Source organism: Sphingopyxis granuli (assembly GCF_001559015.1).
Lineage (GTDB): Bacteria > Pseudomonadota > Alphaproteobacteria > Sphingomonadales > Sphingomonadaceae > Sphingopyxis > Sphingopyxis granuli.
Genome location: NZ_CP012199.1, coordinates 2,880,163 through 2,895,336, shown reverse-complemented (window position 1 = coordinate 2,895,336; position 15,174 = coordinate 2,880,163). Strand labels below are relative to the sequence as shown.

The 15,174-nt window shown below is 64.8% G+C and carries 12 protein-coding genes and 1 tRNA gene; 8 read left to right on the top strand and 5 right to left on the bottom strand.

Annotated elements, in window-relative coordinates; all coding sequences use genetic code 11:
* Nucleotides 1-5 precede the first annotated feature (5 nt).
* Genes SGRAN_RS13475 through SGRAN_RS13465 form a run of 3 tightly spaced genes read left to right on the top strand, consistent with a single transcriptional unit; the run spans nucleotide 6 to nucleotide 2,794 of the window.
* Nucleotides 6-404, top strand: coding sequence for a c-type cytochrome (locus SGRAN_RS13475; RefSeq protein WP_148650876.1), 399 nt, complete (start codon nucleotides 6-8; stop codon nucleotides 402-404).
* Complete coding sequence (locus tag SGRAN_RS13470; protein ID WP_067184433.1) at nucleotides 401-1,975, top strand: class I adenylate-forming enzyme family protein; 1,575 nt, start codon at nucleotides 401-403, stop codon at nucleotides 1,973-1,975. Before SGRAN_RS13475 ends, SGRAN_RS13470 begins: the two co-directional genes overlap by 4 nt.
* Before the next feature lie 12 nt (nucleotides 1,976-1,987).
* The gene (locus tag SGRAN_RS13465; RefSeq protein ID WP_067105734.1) at nucleotides 1,988-2,794 is read left to right on the top strand and encodes an SDR family NAD(P)-dependent oxidoreductase; all 807 of its coding nucleotides are present in this window, start codon (nucleotides 1,988-1,990) and stop codon (nucleotides 2,792-2,794) included.
* A 301-nt stretch (nucleotides 2,795-3,095) separates the two neighbouring features.
* Here the strand turns inward: SGRAN_RS13465 and SGRAN_RS13460 are convergent, their stop codons facing one another.
* Both SGRAN_RS13460 and SGRAN_RS13455 read right to left on the bottom strand, forming a co-directional pair.
* A complete protein-coding gene (locus tag SGRAN_RS13460) occupies nucleotides 3,096-3,914 on the bottom strand; it encodes a phytanoyl-CoA dioxygenase family protein (protein WP_067184430.1) in 819 nt (272 codons plus the stop codon).
* A gap of 4 nt (nucleotides 3,915-3,918) precedes the next feature.
* Entirely contained in the window at nucleotides 3,919-4,824 is a 906-nt protein-coding gene (locus SGRAN_RS13455; RefSeq protein ID WP_067184429.1) for an SDR family NAD(P)-dependent oxidoreductase, read from the bottom strand.
* Between the two features lie 466 nt (nucleotides 4,825-5,290).
* Between SGRAN_RS13455 and SGRAN_RS13450 the strand changes: the two genes are divergently transcribed.
* The gene (locus SGRAN_RS13450) at nucleotides 5,291-7,720 is read left to right on the top strand and encodes a TonB-dependent receptor (protein WP_067184426.1); all 2,430 of its coding nucleotides are present in this window, start codon (nucleotides 5,291-5,293) and stop codon (nucleotides 7,718-7,720) included.
* Nucleotides 7,721-7,859: 139 nt separating this feature from the next.
* Complete coding sequence (locus tag SGRAN_RS13445; protein ID WP_067184423.1) at nucleotides 7,860-9,128, top strand: TetR/AcrR family transcriptional regulator; 1,269 nt, start codon at nucleotides 7,860-7,862, stop codon at nucleotides 9,126-9,128.
* On the opposite strand, the gene SGRAN_RS13440 is transcribed toward SGRAN_RS13445, so the two are convergent.
* A complete protein-coding gene (locus SGRAN_RS13440; RefSeq protein ID WP_067187086.1) occupies nucleotides 9,123-10,394 on the bottom strand; it encodes a 3-hydroxyacyl-CoA dehydrogenase in 1,272 nt (423 codons plus the stop codon). The two genes, SGRAN_RS13445 and SGRAN_RS13440, sit on opposite strands and share 6 nt — an antisense overlap.
* A 17-nt stretch (nucleotides 10,395-10,411) precedes the next feature.
* Nucleotides 10,412-11,275, bottom strand: a complete 864-nt coding sequence (locus tag SGRAN_RS13435) for an alpha/beta hydrolase (RefSeq protein WP_067184421.1) — start codon at nucleotides 11,273-11,275, stop codon at nucleotides 10,412-10,414.
* 141 nt (nucleotides 11,276-11,416) lie between these two features.
* Here SGRAN_RS13435 and SGRAN_RS13430 point away from each other — a divergent pair, with 141 nt between their 5' ends.
* Nucleotides 11,417-12,619 (top strand): acetyl-CoA C-acyltransferase, encoded by a 1,203-nt coding sequence (locus SGRAN_RS13430; RefSeq protein ID WP_067184418.1) that lies wholly within the window; start codon nucleotides 11,417-11,419, stop codon nucleotides 12,617-12,619.
* 209 nt (nucleotides 12,620-12,828) lie between these two features.
* On the opposite strand, the gene SGRAN_RS13425 is transcribed toward SGRAN_RS13430, so the two are convergent.
* A tRNA-Pro gene (locus tag SGRAN_RS13425) sits at nucleotides 12,829-12,905 on the bottom strand.
* A 266-nt stretch (nucleotides 12,906-13,171) separates the two neighbouring features.
* On the opposite strand from SGRAN_RS13425, the gene yajC reads away from it, so the two are divergent.
* Together yajC and secD are read left to right on the top strand one after the other, a co-directional pair.
* Entirely contained in the window at nucleotides 13,172-13,501 is a 330-nt protein-coding gene (gene yajC, locus SGRAN_RS13420; protein ID WP_067105717.1) for a preprotein translocase subunit YajC, read from the top strand.
* A gap of 49 nt (nucleotides 13,502-13,550) precedes the next feature.
* Entirely contained in the window at nucleotides 13,551-15,164 is a 1,614-nt protein-coding gene (secD, locus tag SGRAN_RS13415) for a protein translocase subunit SecD (RefSeq protein ID WP_067184416.1), read from the top strand.
* The last annotated feature ends 10 nt before the right edge of the window (nucleotides 15,165-15,174 follow it).

Below are 15,174 nucleotides of genomic sequence, written 5' to 3'. Positions count from 1 at the left end.
GATAGATGATGACGACTTTCCTTATCCGCACGCTTTCGGTGGCAGCAGGGGGCGCGGCCATGCTGTGGATCGCTTCGGTGCCGGGACAGGCGGCACCCAAGGCGAAGCCCGCCGTGCCGCCCGCCTTTGCCCGTTGCGTGGCATGCCATGCCACGACGCCGGGTGCGGCGCACGGCGTCGGACCCAATCTGTTCGGCATCGCGGGCAAGAAGGCGGGCACGCGTCCGGACTATGCCTATTCGCCGGCGCTCCAGAAGAGTGGCCGCGTCTGGACCCGTGCAGAGATGATCGCCTATATCGCCGATCCGGCGAAAACGGTGCCGGGGACGAAGATGATCAATCCATCCGTCGCCTCCGCCGCCGATCGCATGGCGATCGCCCAGTATCTGGAAAAGCTCAAATGAGCGGGGCCAGCGCCGCGATGGCGGAATATATTGGGCGGGATTTCGGGACTTTTGCGGACTTCGTGGCGTTGCAGGCGGCGGAGCGCCCGGAGCGTGTCGCGATCGTCTGTGACGATGCGCGGGCAACCTATGCCGAACTCGACGGGCTTGCCGATCGCGTGGCGGCCGGCCTGCAACGCGACGGCGTGCGCCGCGGCGGGGTGGTGGCGATCTGCGCGAGCAGCAGCATCGATTATGCCGCGGTGTTCATCGGAACGCTGCGCGCCGGCGCGGCGATTTCGCCGCTCGCCCCCTCGGCGACGCCGGCCCAGCTTGCGGCGATGCTCGACGATTGCGGCGCGAGCCACCTGTTCACCGATGCCGCCGTGTCGGCAACGCTGGCGCCCGTGGAGCCCGGCCTGCGAGCCCGGCGCGTCGCTTTGGAGGAGGGGGCGAAGGGCGAGGCGATCGCGGCCTGGCTACCCGAAGACGCATCGGTATTGCGATCGGTCGAGATCGATCCCGACCTGCCCTTCAACATCATCTATTCGTCCGGGACGACGGGCACGCCGAAGGGGATCGTGCAGTCGCACCGCATGCGCTGGCCTCACAACAATCCGGCCGACCCGCCGGGATTTGGGCCGGACGCGGTGGCGCTCGTCTCGACCCCGCTCTATTCGAACACGACCCTCGTCCATTTCATTCCGGCGCTGGCGGGCGGCGGCACGGTCGTACTGATGCCCAAATTTGACGCCAGGCGCTATCTGGAACTGGCCGAGCGCCATCGCGTCACCCACACGATGCTCGTCCCCGTGCAATATCGCCGCATCCTCGACGTTCCCGATTTCGACAAGTTCGACCTGTCGAGCTTCCAGCTCAAATTCGCGACATCGGCACCTTTCTCCGCCGAATTGAAGGCCGAGGTGCTGAAGCGCTGGCTGGGAGGGCTGATCGAATATTATGGCATGACCGAGGGCGGCGGGTCCTGCATGCTCGTCGCGCACGAGCATCCCGACAAGCTGGCCACCGTCGGTCAGCCAATGCCCGGACACGATATTCGCCTGATCGACGGGCAGGGCCGGCTCCTCGGCGCAGGCGAGGTCGGCGAGGTCGTGGGCCGATCGGGCGCGATGATGACCGGCTATTACAATCAACCCGCGAAGACCGCCGAGGCCGAATGGATCAGCCCCGAGGGGGAGCGCTTCATCCGCACCGGCGACCTGGCGATGGTCGACGCGGAAGGCTTCTTCACGCTGATCGGGCGCCGGAAGGACATGATCGTGTCGGGCGGGTTCAACATTTATCCGGTCGATCTCGAAGAGATATTGCGCGAGCATCCCGCCGTGGACGAAGCGGCCGTGATCGGCGCCGCATCGCGCCAGTGGGGCGAGACGCCCGTCGGCTTCGTCACGCTGGCCGCCGGCGCGACGATCGGCGGCGGCGAATTGCGCAATTTCGCCAATGCGCGGCTGGGCAAGATGCAGCGGCTGGCCGATGTGCGCATCGTCGACGAACTGCCGCGCAGCGCGATCGGCAAGATATTGAAGCGCGAGCTTCAGGACCGCCTGGCGGACGAATCCGCGACTTATTGAGGGAGACGAATCATGGGGCAGCGCCTTGAAGGCAAGGTGGCGGTGATCACCGGCGGCACCAGCGGTATCGGCGAGGCGACGGTCGAATTGTTCGTCCAGGAGGGCGCGAGGGTCGTCTTCACGGGCCGCAATGCCGACAAGGGACAGGAGATCGCGGCGCGGGTCGGGCCGTCAGCCCGCTTCGTCCAAGGCGACGTCACCCGGGAGGCCGACATCAAGGCGGCGATCGATTCCGCGCTTTCCGCCCACGGTCGCCTCGATTGCCTGTTCAACAATGCCGGCGGTCCCACCCCCGGCGCGATGGAAACGGTAACGGGCGACGAATTCCATCATGCGATGAATCTGCTGCTGGGCAGCGTCCTGTTCGGCATCAAACATGCCGCGCCGGTGATGAAGGCGCAGAAATCGGGCGCGATCATCAACAATGCCAGCGTCGCGGCGCTGCGAACCGATTACGGCGAATATCTCTATGGCCCCGCGAAGGCGGCCGTCCGGCACCTGACGAAGGTCGCGGGCATCGAACTGGCGCCCTTCGGCGTGCGGGTCAACAGCATCGCGCCCGGCGGCATCGCGACGCCGATCTTCTTCGGCGGATCGGAAAGGGCGGCGGGAATGGAGGGCGAGCGGGTCGAGGCGACGATGGCCAAGCTTCAGCGCAACCTGGCGAATGCGACGCCGCTGCGCCGCGCGGGCCTGCCGCGCGACATCGCCTATGGCGCGCTCTATCTCGCCAGCGACGAGGGGGCTTTCGTCAACTGCCACGATCTGGTGATCGACGCCGGGATGACGGCCGCCGGAAAGACGCAATTCGGCGGATGAGGGAAGCGCCGGCGGCGCCCGGGCCGTGGTGACGGAATGGCCTCGTCATTGGGGGCGGCGAAGCAATCCAGGGCGTTTTTAAGCCTACTCTGGATTGCCGCGCGGCTTTGCCGCTCGCGGGTGACGAGTCCGTCTGATGTCATTGGGGTATAGTCATCTGGAATTGAAGTTCGCCCCATCGATTCCGTCATCCCGGGCTTGACCCGGGATCCCGCTTCCTTTCGCGCACGGACGGAGGAAAAGCGGGACCCCGGGTCAAGCCCGGGGTGACGATGAGGACAAGAACTTTGATTCCACCATATTAGCGCGCCGGCGTCCCGCGATGGAGGCCGGCGTGGATGCGCGCACGGACCTCGGGAACGATGGCGCGCATCGGATGGCGGCCGTCCACCCAGCCGACGAACTGACATATGTCGTAGCCGAGCAGTTTCTGCACCTCGTCGGGAAGCATGCGAACGAGCGCCGGATCGAGGCTGAGATACTGGTTTTCCTGCTGCCGGATCCAGCCGCGGCAGAAATTCAGCGAGACGCCGAAACGCGGTTCGCCAGTGCGGTTCGCGCCGCCGCCGTGCCACAGCTGGCCATCCCACAGCAGCACCGATCCGCGCGGCATCTCCACCGCGATCGACGCGGCGGCCGGGTCGACCGGGCCGGGCTGGCGGTGCGATCCGGGGACGATCCGCGTTCCGCCGTTCGCGTCGGTGAAGTCGGAGAGCGCCCACATCGTATTGACGACCAGCGGCGGATGCGGATTGACGGGGAAATAGGCATCGTCGCGGTGCAGCGCCTGCGGTGTCTCGTCGGGATGGATTTCCATCGTCGAAGCGATCGAAAGCTGGGCTTCGGGCCCCAGTATCGAGCGCACGAGACGGAGCAGGGCGGGGTTGCGGAGCAGCGGATCGAGCGCGCGCGTCCGGGCGAACAGATTGAACACCCGCTTCGTGCGAAAGCCCGTGAAGTCGTTGTCGCCAAAAGTCTCCGGTGCGTGGAGGGCCTGCATCGCCGCCAGCACCGTCCCGCATCCCGCGGCGTCGAGAAGCTCGGGAACGATGACATAGCCTTCACGTGCGAGATGCTCCTCATGACAGGCCAGCTCGGCCGCGTCGGGGGTGCGGAACATCGCCCTATGCCCCGCTTGCCGCGGCTGCCCATGGGGCGGGGGCGCGCTCCTGCTCGCTCCGCCGGTCTTCTCCCCAGGTCGCGACCGGGGGATTGTCGCCGCGCAGCGTCGGTTCCAGCGCGCCGCGTATGAAGAAAGGCCAGCGGTCGCCCGAGAAGGAATAGAAGCGATCGTTGCGAACCGCGTCCAGTGTCGCCTCGGCGATCACGTCGGGCGAGAGGCCGGCGCCCTGGAAGGCCTCGCTGCCTTCCCGGAACGCCAGGTCGGCATATTCGCGATCGCTCCAGGGCCGATCCGCGTCGGGGCGGTTGCGCCAGCTCTGGTGAATCCGCGTCGCCACCATGCCCGGACAGACGATCGTGACGCCGACCCGCGTCTTCATTGCCTTCATTTCGCTGTAGAGCGACTGGCTTATCCCGAGCACCGCGGCCTTCGACGAGCAATAGGGCGCATGGTCGCCATTGCCGAAAAAGGAAGCGAGCGAGCCGGTGTTGATGACATGCGCCTCCTCGCCATGGGCCATCATGGCGGGCAGGAAGGCCCGGATGCCGTTGACGACGCCCCAGACGTTGACGTCCCACACCCAGCGCCAGTCGTCGGGACTCATCCGCCAGGTCGGGCCGGTAATCGAAACGCCGGCGTTGTTGAAGAGCAGATGCACCTTGCCGAACCGGTCGAAGGTGCGCGCGGCGAGCCGTTCGACCGACGCGGGTTCGGCGACGTCGGCGATCTCGCCGAAAGCGGCGATGCCGGCCTTGCGCAGACCCTCGACCGCGCTGTCGAGCGCGGTCGATTCTATGTCGGCGAGCATGATGCGGCAGCCGTTCCGGCCGAACAGGTGAGCGAAGGCGAGACCGATCCCGCTGGCCCCGCCGGTGATCACGGCGGTTCTGCCTTCAAATTCGCGCATTCGACCTCTCCCCGGCAACTCGACGCTAATGCTCTATCCCCGATGCCGGATATTGCAAACCTATTTTCTCAATATGATTCGATACCTTTACTAATCGCGGACAATATCTGAATATATTGCATTCTTGAAATCTCTATCGGTACCTTTCCCCGCGATGGCGGGCGAGGCGGGCCGGCTTGGGCCGGGACGATCACCGGGTTGGCTTCGGCCTGATGGACGGCCCGCAGTCGGCGGGGTTGGCATAACACCGGATAAGAATAAAGGTATGTGCTTGTGGCGAAGGCATAATCGGGAGCTTTTCCGCCTCTATTCCGCCCTAAAATCCAGATATTGACGGAGAGATCGAATCGGTTCAGAGTATTTTTGAGAAATATGGTGTGTCATCATCGGCACCCGATGAATGGGCAACAGGGGAGGATTTATGCGGTCGAAAGGATTTTTGCGCGCAGGCGGTGCATATTTTGCCATGATGCTGGCGGCGTCGCCGCTCGCCGGAATGGCGCAGGAGGCGCCGGAGACGGGCGATCGGGCGGAGGATGCCGAGACGGCGCAGAGGAAGGATGTGGTCGAGGAACGCGCGATCGTCGTGTCGGGCAGCCGCTTCCAGAAGCTTCTCGAATCGTCGCAGTCGAAGGCGGTCATCACCGCCGAACAGCGCAACCTCGCCGGTGTCGGGACCGCCCGCCAGTTGCTGGACATCCAGCCCGGATTCAATTTCACGGAGGATTTCGGCATCAACGTGCGCGGCGTCGGCCGCCAGACTGCGCAGACTCTGCTCGGCCAGGAGAATACCGTCATCCAATATGTCGACGGCTTCATCAACCTGGTGCCTTCGAACATCGCGGAAAGCACGCTGTTCGGCGGCAATGTCCAGTTCACGCGCGGTCCGGCCGGAACCACCTATGGGCGCAACGCGCTCGCCGGGGCGATCAACGTCCAGTCGCGCGCGCCGACGCCTGAATTCGTCGGTCAGGCGCAGGTCGGCATCGGTCGCGAAGGCGCCTATAATTACGGCATGAACATTTCGGGGCCGATCACCGACAACCTCGGTTTCCGTCTGGGGGCGCAGCGCTACATCACGCCAAGCATCATGAAGAATCTGGCGCCGGGTTCGCTGGGCCTGCAGGACGCGGGCTTCGCGGTCAAGAATCTCTATGTCGAACTGCAACTCGAGTGGCGGATCGGCGGGTTTCATATCCGCAACCGGTCGACGACCTTCCGCTATAGCAATCAGCCGGGTTATCCGACGATGACGAGCTATAACAGCGCGGGTCCCGTGTTCGGCGGCCTGTCGCCCAATCCGCAATATGGATATACGGGTCCGACGGCGACCGAGCCCTATCAGATCAACGTCGATACCGTCGGCTATGACCGGCTGCGGGACAATTTCCAGACGATCACCAACGCCGACCTCGATCTCGGCTTCGCGACGCTCTATTATGTCGGCGGCTACCAGACCTATGTCTCGACCGGAACGGCGGATCGCGACCTGACCTCGCGCTCCAGCTACGCGGCGGCGCCGACCGACCCCTTTGCCCCCGGCACGATCGTGCCGACCCAATATACGAGCAATTACGAGAATGATAACCACTTCTGGTCGCAGGAAGCGCGGCTGGAAAGCAAGCCGGGATCGCGGCTGAGCTGGATTCTCGGCGCCTATTATTTCAACCAGCATTTCAACGAGCATTATTGGGAAGCGATTCCCGGCGCCGACGACGTGCTGGTCGAGGGCGGCGGCGGCGGAATCATCCCTGGCGGCAACCCGCTCAAAGCCGAATTCGAGCAGCGCAACATATACGACATCCGTTCGACCGCCCTGTTCGGCAACGTCACCTACGACATCACCGACACGATCCGCTTCGACGGCGGCCTGCGGCATACGTGGGACGAAAAGGAAGCGCTGACCGACTTCCGCTATATTTATTACTACCCGCCTTTCTATGCGAGCGACGTCAGCCCCGCCGTGCATTCGGCGAACCCGTTCCGGCGCGATCGCGGCCTGTCGGGCCGGGCGGCGCTGGCGTGGCGGCCGTCGTCGGGCGACCAGCTCTATCTCAGCTATTCGCGCGGCTATCAGTCGTCCGCCTTCACGCTGGGGCAGGGGCTTCCGCCCTATAATATCTCCGATTCCCAGCATCTCGACGTCTATGAAATCGGCGGAAACTATACGGCGGGCGGGCTGCGGTTCGACGGGTCGATCTTCTATCAGAAGTTCCACGACATGCAGATTCCGATCAGTTCGGCCAACATCCTGCCGCCCGTCCCGCCGCGCACGGAGCCGTCGCTGGGGCCGGTATTCTCCACCTTCACCAATGCCAGGCTCGCGGAAATCTACGGCGCCGAAATGCAGGTGACGTGGCGGCCGAACGTCCATTCCAACATCGTCGCGACCTATACCTATCTTCATCCGACCTTTAAGAGCTTCTGTCCTCCCGTCGTCGGTTCGACCAGCTGCGGCGTCATCGACATCACGCAGCCGCCTACGGTGGGCGACGACCCGGACAACCAGACGATCAACCCGCTCTATTTCCGCGACCTGTCGGGCAACGAAGTGCCGCGCACGCCGCGCCACAAGGCATCGCTCTATGGCTATTACGGCTTCGACCTCGGTTCGACCGGCTATCTCTATCCGGGCGGTTCGGTCACGTATCAGAGCGGCTATTATACCGACGCCTTCAACCGCAACCGCGTCGGCGGCCGCACCGTCGTCGGGCTGACGCTGACCTATCGCACCAGGGACGAGCGTCTCGATATCACGGGCACGGTCAGCAACCTGTTCCGCAAGATCTATTCGGACAATTCGATCATTCAGAACGTCGGCGGCACGGTCCAGCGCCTCAGCGGCTATTACGGTCCCGACCGTTATTGGACCGTCACGGGCCGCTATCGCTTCTGACCGCCGGGAATCGAGGCGAGGACATCCGACCCCGCAAGCGCGTTGCTTGCGGGGTCTTGTCGTTTGCGGATCGGCGGCTAGTGTGCGACCGGCGCAGCCCGGAGGGCGGCCGCCACCGCAATTCATCGAAGGCACCAGATTGAGCGACCACGGCATCTTGCATCTCGAGCCCCCCAGGGAGCGGACGCTTTCGAAGTTCGACCGGCGCAAGGCGGAGATATTGAATGCCGCGGCGGCCGTCATCAACCGGCTGGGGCTGAAGGATGCCACGCTGGCCGTCGTCGCGGCGGAGATCGGGCTGAACCTCAAAAGCCTGCGCTATTATTTCAAGCGCAAGGACGATCTGGCGGGCGCGGCGTTCCTCCATTCGATCGCGGTCCACCAGCAACTGGTCGAAGATGTCCTGCCTATCGACTCCTTCGAGGAGCGCATTGCGGCCTTCGTCGAAGGCTATTTCAGCCTCCAGGCCGAGATTCGCAGCGGCCGGCGGCCGGAGACCGTTCATTTCGGCGACCTGCGTGCGCTCGCCGACCCGCAGCGGCAGGCGGTGGGCAAGGCCTATGTCGAATTCTTTCGGACGACCTGCCGGCTGTTCCGGCCCGGCGACGCGCCCTGGACCGCGGACCAGCGGGCCGCCAATGCGCATTTCCTGATCTCGCAACTGCTGTGGTCGGTAGTCTGGATCGGCGGCTACATGCCCTCCGACTTCTCGCGCGTCGCGGGGCATCTCGGCAATATCCTGCTCAACGGGATCGCCGAGAAACCCGCCGACCTGCTGGCGAGCCATCGCGACATGCCCACGCCTTTCGAGGATTCCGAACGGCTGACCCAGGAATCCTTCCTGCGCGCCGCGACCGAACTCATCAACGACATCGGGTATCGAGGGGCGGCGGTCGATCGCATTTCGGAAAGCCTGCACGTTACCAAGGGGGCGTTCTACCACTATAACGACACGCGCGACGGTTTGGTCGTCGCCTGTTTCGAACGCACCTTCGATATCATCCGCCAGGCGCAGGACATCGCCATGGCCGGGGAAATGGACGGGCTGTCGCATGTCGCGGCCGCCACGGTCTCGCTGGTGTCGCGGCAGATGGACCCGAGCGGCATCCTGTTGCGCACATCGGCCCTGACCGCGGTCGGTCTCGACCTTCGCGAGGAGATGGCGCGCCGCCTGTCATTGTCGACGCTGCGCTTTGCCGACATGCTCAACGACGGGCTGATCGACCGCTCGGTCCGCGTCTGCGACATGCGCATCGCGGCGGAAATGGTGACGGCGACGATCAACTCGGCCCAGGAACTGCAACGCTGGGTGCCGGCGGCCACGCGCGAGAATGCGGCCGACCTGTTCGTCCGACCGCTTCTCTACGGTTTCCGGGGTTCGGCCGACGAAGAGGCCGACCGCCTATAGGTCGGCGAAACTCCGTCCGCTCGCCGCCAACTCGGCCAGCAGCGGCGCGGGCTTGTACCACGGATTGCCGGCGCCCAGTTCGTCGGCCTTGGCCTTGACGCGATCGAGCCCGACGCCGTCCGCCCAGCGCATCGGGCCGCCGGTATGCTGGGGCCAGTTGTAGCCGAACATCCAGACTATATCGATGTCGGAAGGCCGTTGCGCCATCCGCTCCTCCAGGATTTTCGCGCCTTCGTTGACGAGCGGGAACAGGCAGGTTTCGAGGATATCCCGATCCGAAGGAATGTCGCTATCCTCCTCGACATCGAGTGTTTCGCGGATCAGCGCGGCGACCTCGTCCGACGGAATCGCCCGGCGGTTCTCGTCATAATCATAATAGCCGGCGCCCGTCTTCTGCCCGCGCCGGTCGCGTTCGCACAGCGCATCGCGGAGCGGACTGTCGGTTCTGGCGCCCTTGCTCCACCCGATGTCCAGCCCGGCGAGGTCGCTCATCTCGAACGGTCCCATCTTGAAACCAAAATCCTTCAGCACCCGATCGACATCCCACGGCATCGCGCCGCGGCGCAGCAGTTCCTGCGCCTGGATCTGCCGGGGATAGAGCATGCGGTTGCCGACGAAGCCGGGGCAGACGCCGACCACGACCGCGATCTTCTGGATCAGCCGCGCCATCTCCAGCGACGTGGCGATGACGCTGTCGGACGTTGCCTTGCCGCGAACGATCTCCAGCAACTTCATCACGTTGGCGGGTGAGAAGAAATGGAGGCCGATCACCGATTCGGGCCGGCTCGTCGCCGCCGCGATCTCGTCGACGTCGAGACCCGATGTGTTCGATGCGAGGATGGCTCCCGGCCTGGCGACCGAGTCGAGCCGCGCGAAGATGCTCTTCTTGAGTTCCATATCCTCGAACACGGCCTCGATGATCAGGTCGCAGTCGCCAAGATCGGCCATGTCGAGCGACGATGCGATCCGCGCCATCCGCATGTCGACCTCTTCGAGCGGGAAGCGTCCGCGGCTTGCGCTGCGCTCGTAATGGCCGCGCACGGTCGCGAGGCCGCGGTCGAGCACATCCTGCCGCGCCTCGACGATATGCACGGGGATGCCGACATTGGCGAAGTTCATCGCAATGCCGCCGCCCATCGTGCCGGCCCCGACTATGCCCACCTTGGCGATCGGCAGGAGGGGGGTATCCGCGGGCACGTCGTCGACGACCCGCGCCCTGCGCAGCGCTTCGTCGATATAGGCCGCGATGTCGTCGTTGGTGCTCATGATATCATCCTCGGGAATCAAAGATATTTGTCGAACCAGCCCAGGGCCAGATCGGTCGATGGGTCGAAATATTCTTCGTAAACGTCATAATGTTTGCACGGGTAGGTGTGATATTCGGCCGGCGCATTCTGCCGGATCATCATATAGGCGGCGAAGCCGTGCTCGAGCCGGTTGTTGAGTTCCTCATATTCGGCGTCGATGATCAGCGTCGGGACGCTCACTCTCGCCGCGGCCTGCAACTGTGAATGCTCGGCCATGCGAGCGACGTCGGGCGTGCCCTTCAGGCCCTCGACGCCATCGACCCCGTTCTGCGGAACAATCGTGTCGATCAGCCCGCGCGCCTTGTCGGCGGCGCGGCCGCGCGCCCATTCGCGATGCTCGGGCGGAAAGCCGAAACCGCCGATCTGGGCCACCGCGACCTTGATGCGATCATCGTGGCCCGCGGTGAAGACCGCATGGCCGCCACCATAGCTGGTGCCCCAGATACCGATCCGGCCCGCATCGACGCCCGGTTCGCTCGCCAGATAGGCAAGGCAGTTGCGAATATCGGTCGTCTGGTCGACGGGGTCGACGATTTCGCGCAACACGCGCACGTTCAGCGTGCGCTCGCCCGCCTCGCGCAGCGGCGGCACATCGCGGGCCGCGATCACCCGGCCGTCGGATTCGCCCCAGCCGCGGTAATCGAAGGTCATGGCCGCATAGCCGGCCTCGGCGAATTTCCCGGCATAGCGCGCGAGATGATCCTTCAGCCCGCCCCATCCGTGGCAGAGGAGAATGGCCGGGAAGCCATTCGGAGACGGTCGTTCGGGCATGAAGATTTCGGCGGCGAGGCGAGTGCCCTCGCTGAACAGTTCGACCGGCCTTCGCGTGCAAGCCACCATCTTGCCTCCCCCTCGTTTCCGGCATGTGTCGCGCGCGGGCGCCAAAGCCTTCTATAACTCTCAATTTCGGTGCTATTGACATTATGTGTCGTGCATTGCAACCATACTTATATTCTTAATTTACCATTCGCAGGAGTTTTCATGAGGGAAGCTGTCATCGTCGCAACCGCGCGCACCCCGATCGGCAGGGCTTATCGTGGATCGTTCAACGACACCCAGGGCCAGGCGCTGGCCGGCCACGCGATCGGCGCAGCGGTCGCGCGCGCAGGGATCGATCCGGGCGAGGTCGAGGATGTCGTGATGGGCTGCGCGCTTCAGCAAGGGTCCACCGGTTTCAACGTGGCGCGGCAGGGCGCGCTCTGGGCGGGGTTGCCGCAGTCGGTGCCGGGCACGACCCTGGATCGGCAATGCGGCTCGGGCCTGATGGCGATCGCCGCCGCGGCCAATCGCATTCAGACCGGCGAGCAGGCGATCGCCGTCGCCGGCGGCGTCGAATCGATCAGTCTCGTCCAGACCAGCCACATGAACGGTTATCGTGCCGGCGACCCCAAGCTGATTGCCGAGGTGCCGCAACTCTATATGGCGATGCTCGAAACGGCGGAGATCGTCGCCGATCGCTATAACATCAGCCGCGAGGCGCAAGACGAATATGCGCTTCAATCGCAGCAGCGAACCGCGGAGGCACAGCGTGCCGGCCGTTTCGATGCGGAGATCATACCGGTCGCCACGACCATGACGGTCACCGACAAGGCGACCGGCGAAACCTCGCGCAAAGAGGTGACGCTGGATCGCGATGAAGGCAACCGGCCGGAGACGCGGATCGAGGATCTGGCGCGGCTGCAACCCGTTCACAAGAATGGCCAGCGGATCGAGGAAGGCCGTTTCATCACCGCGGGCAACGCCTCGCAGCTTTCCGACGGCGCCGCCGCCGTGGTGGTGATGGAAGCGGGAGAGGCGCAGCGGCGCGGACTGACGCCGCTGGGCGCCTATCGCGGGCTGGCGGTCGCCGGCTGCGGGCCCGAGGAGATGGGCATCGGCCCCGTCTTCGCGATTCCTAAACTGCTGGAAAAGCACGGCCTGTCGATCGACGACATCGGCATGTGGGAACTGAACGAAGCCTTTGCGAGCCAGGTGCTCTATTGCCGCGATCATCTCGGAATTCCGAACGACAGGCTCAACGTGTCGGGCGGTGCGATCTCGATCGGCCACCCCTATGGCATGTCGGGCGCGCGGATGACGGGGCATGTGATGCACGAAGGCAAGCGGCGCGGCATCAAATATGGTGTCGTCACCATGTGCATGGGCGGCGGCATGGGCGGCGCCGGTCTATTCGAGATTTTCTGACCGCGGTGCGGGGAGGAGCGTTCCGCCGCTTCTCCCGCCCGCGCCTTTGGAATCATCCGCCGTATCGCGAAATATCGCCGCTCATACTCCCCGGACGTTCCGGATCGACTGCACCACCAGTGCACCATCAGCGGGTGGCGAATAGGCGCGAATCGAAGTCCAGTCGCCAAAAGAGCTCGCACAAGCGATTGAATATAATCGAAGAAATTTGGTCGGGACGAGAGGATTCGAACCTCCGACCCCCACACCCCCAGTGTGATGCGCTACCAGGCTGCGCTACGTCCCGACCGGCCCGATTGGGCAGGCGAGGCCCCTAGCGCGGCTTGGCCGGCGATGCAAGGCTCTCCTGAGGAGAGCCGGGGGCGGTATGCGACGGACGGATGGCGGCTCTTGATCGGCGCTGTCCGGTCCCCATCTTGCCGCGGCCTGTCGCGGGGAGGGCTCAAGCCGCCGGTTGCGCGCGCCGCCCCTGCGTGATAGGCGCCGCGCCATATTTCTATGCGCCGGCCCTTCCTGCGGGCGGCGGCGCTTTCGAACGGAAAGTTTTCATCCATGTCGACGACATTGCTTCTGACCCAGGCGGCCGGATCGGGGGGCGGGGCCGCCAGCCTGCTGATGCTGGCGCCCTATGTCCTGATCTTCGTTGTGTTCTGGTTCTTCCTGATCCGCCCGCAGCAGGTGCGGATGAAGGAACATCGCGCCAAGATCGCGGCGGTGAAGCCGCGCGACCAGGTCGTTACTGGCGGCGGCATCGTCGGCAAGGTGACGCGCGTCGACGATGATTTCGCCGATGTCGAAATCGCGCAGGGCGTGAAGATCAAGGTCGTCAAATCGACCCTGTCGGACGTTCTCCAGCCCGGCGGCAAGCCCGCCAACGACTGATGCGGCGGCGGCGACCGCCGCTTCCGCCCAGACCAACGGAATCCCAGTCATGCTCGATTTCCCGCGCTGGAAGACCCTCGGCATCAGCCTCATCCTGCTGGCCGGCATCCTCTTTTCCATTCCCAGCTTCCTGCCAACGAAGGCGTTCGAAAGCCTTCCCGGCTTTGCCCAGATCAAGGTCAACCTGGGCCTCGACCTTGCGGGCGGCAGCCACCTTCTGCTCGAGGCCGACGTCGCCGACCTGCAGAAGACGCAGTTGTCCAACATGGAAAAGACGGTGCGTACCGCGATGCGCGGCGAACGCGGCGCCGACGACGACATCGCGATCGGCGAACTGTCGAACGCGGGTGGCAAGATCAGTTTCCTCGTCCGCGACCAGACGAAGCTCGACGCCGCGCGCGAGCGGCTGTTCGCCGAGACGCAGGGCGCCGGGCTGACCGGCCAGCGCGACTGGAACATCGACGTCGTCGACACGACGCGCATCGTGCTGACCCCGACCCGTGCCGGACAGGCGCAGGCGGTCAGCCGTGCGATGGACACCGCGCGCGACATCATCGACCGCCGCGTCAACGCGCTCGGCACGCGCGAACCGACGATCATCCGCCAGGGTGACGACCGGGTCGTCGTCCAGGTGCCGGGACTTCAGGACCCGAAGGCGCTGAAGGACCTGATCGGCAAGACCGCGCGGCTCGAATTCCGCATGGTCGACGCCAACGCCGACCCGAACGAGGCGATGCAGGGCCGCGTGCCGGTCGGCAGCGAGATCGTGCCCTATGCCAAGGGCGAAGGCGGCGGGGCGCCGTTCGAGGTGCTGAGCCGGCAGGTGATGATCAGCGGCGAGCAGCTCATCGACGCGCGGCAAAGCTATGATCCGCAGTCGAACCAGCCGGTGGTGACGATCCGGTTCGACGCCGCGGGCTCGAATACTTTCGCGCGCGTCACCGCGCAGAATGTTGGCAAGCGCTTCGCGATGGTGCTCGACGGCCAGGTGCTGTCGGCGCCGTCGATCAACGAACCGATCCTGGGCGGCAGCGCGCAGATTTCGGGCAGCTTCTCGGTCGCCAGCGCCAATGCGCTCGCCATCTCGCTGCGCTCGGGCGCGCTGCCGGTGAAGATGACGGTGGTCGAGGAACGGACGGTGACGCCCGAACTCGGCGCCGATTCGATCGAGAAGGGCGTGATCGCCGGGATCATCGCGACCGTCGCGGTGCTGGTGCTGATGCTCGTCGTCTATGGCCGCTTCGGCGTCTATGCGAACATCGCGCTGATCTTCAACGTCTTCCTGATCATCGCGACCATGGCGGCGTTCAACGCGACGCTGACCCTGCCGGGCATCGCGGGCTTCGTGCTGACCATCGGTGCCGCGGTCGATGCGAACGTGCTGATCAACGAACGGCTTCGCGAGGAGCTGAAACGCGGACGCCGGCCGTTCCAGGCGGTCGAGCTGGGCTATACCGAGGCGAGCCGCGCGATCTTCGACGCCAACGTCACCAACGTCATCGCGGCGGCGCTGATGTTCTGGTTCGGGTCGGGCCCGATCAAGGGGTTCGCGGTGGTGCTGACCATCGGTATCGTCACCAGCGTCTTCACCGCCGTCACCGTCACGCGCATGTTCGTCGCGCATTGGCTTCGCGCCAAGCGCCCGACGGCGATCCATATCTGAGGGAGCTGAA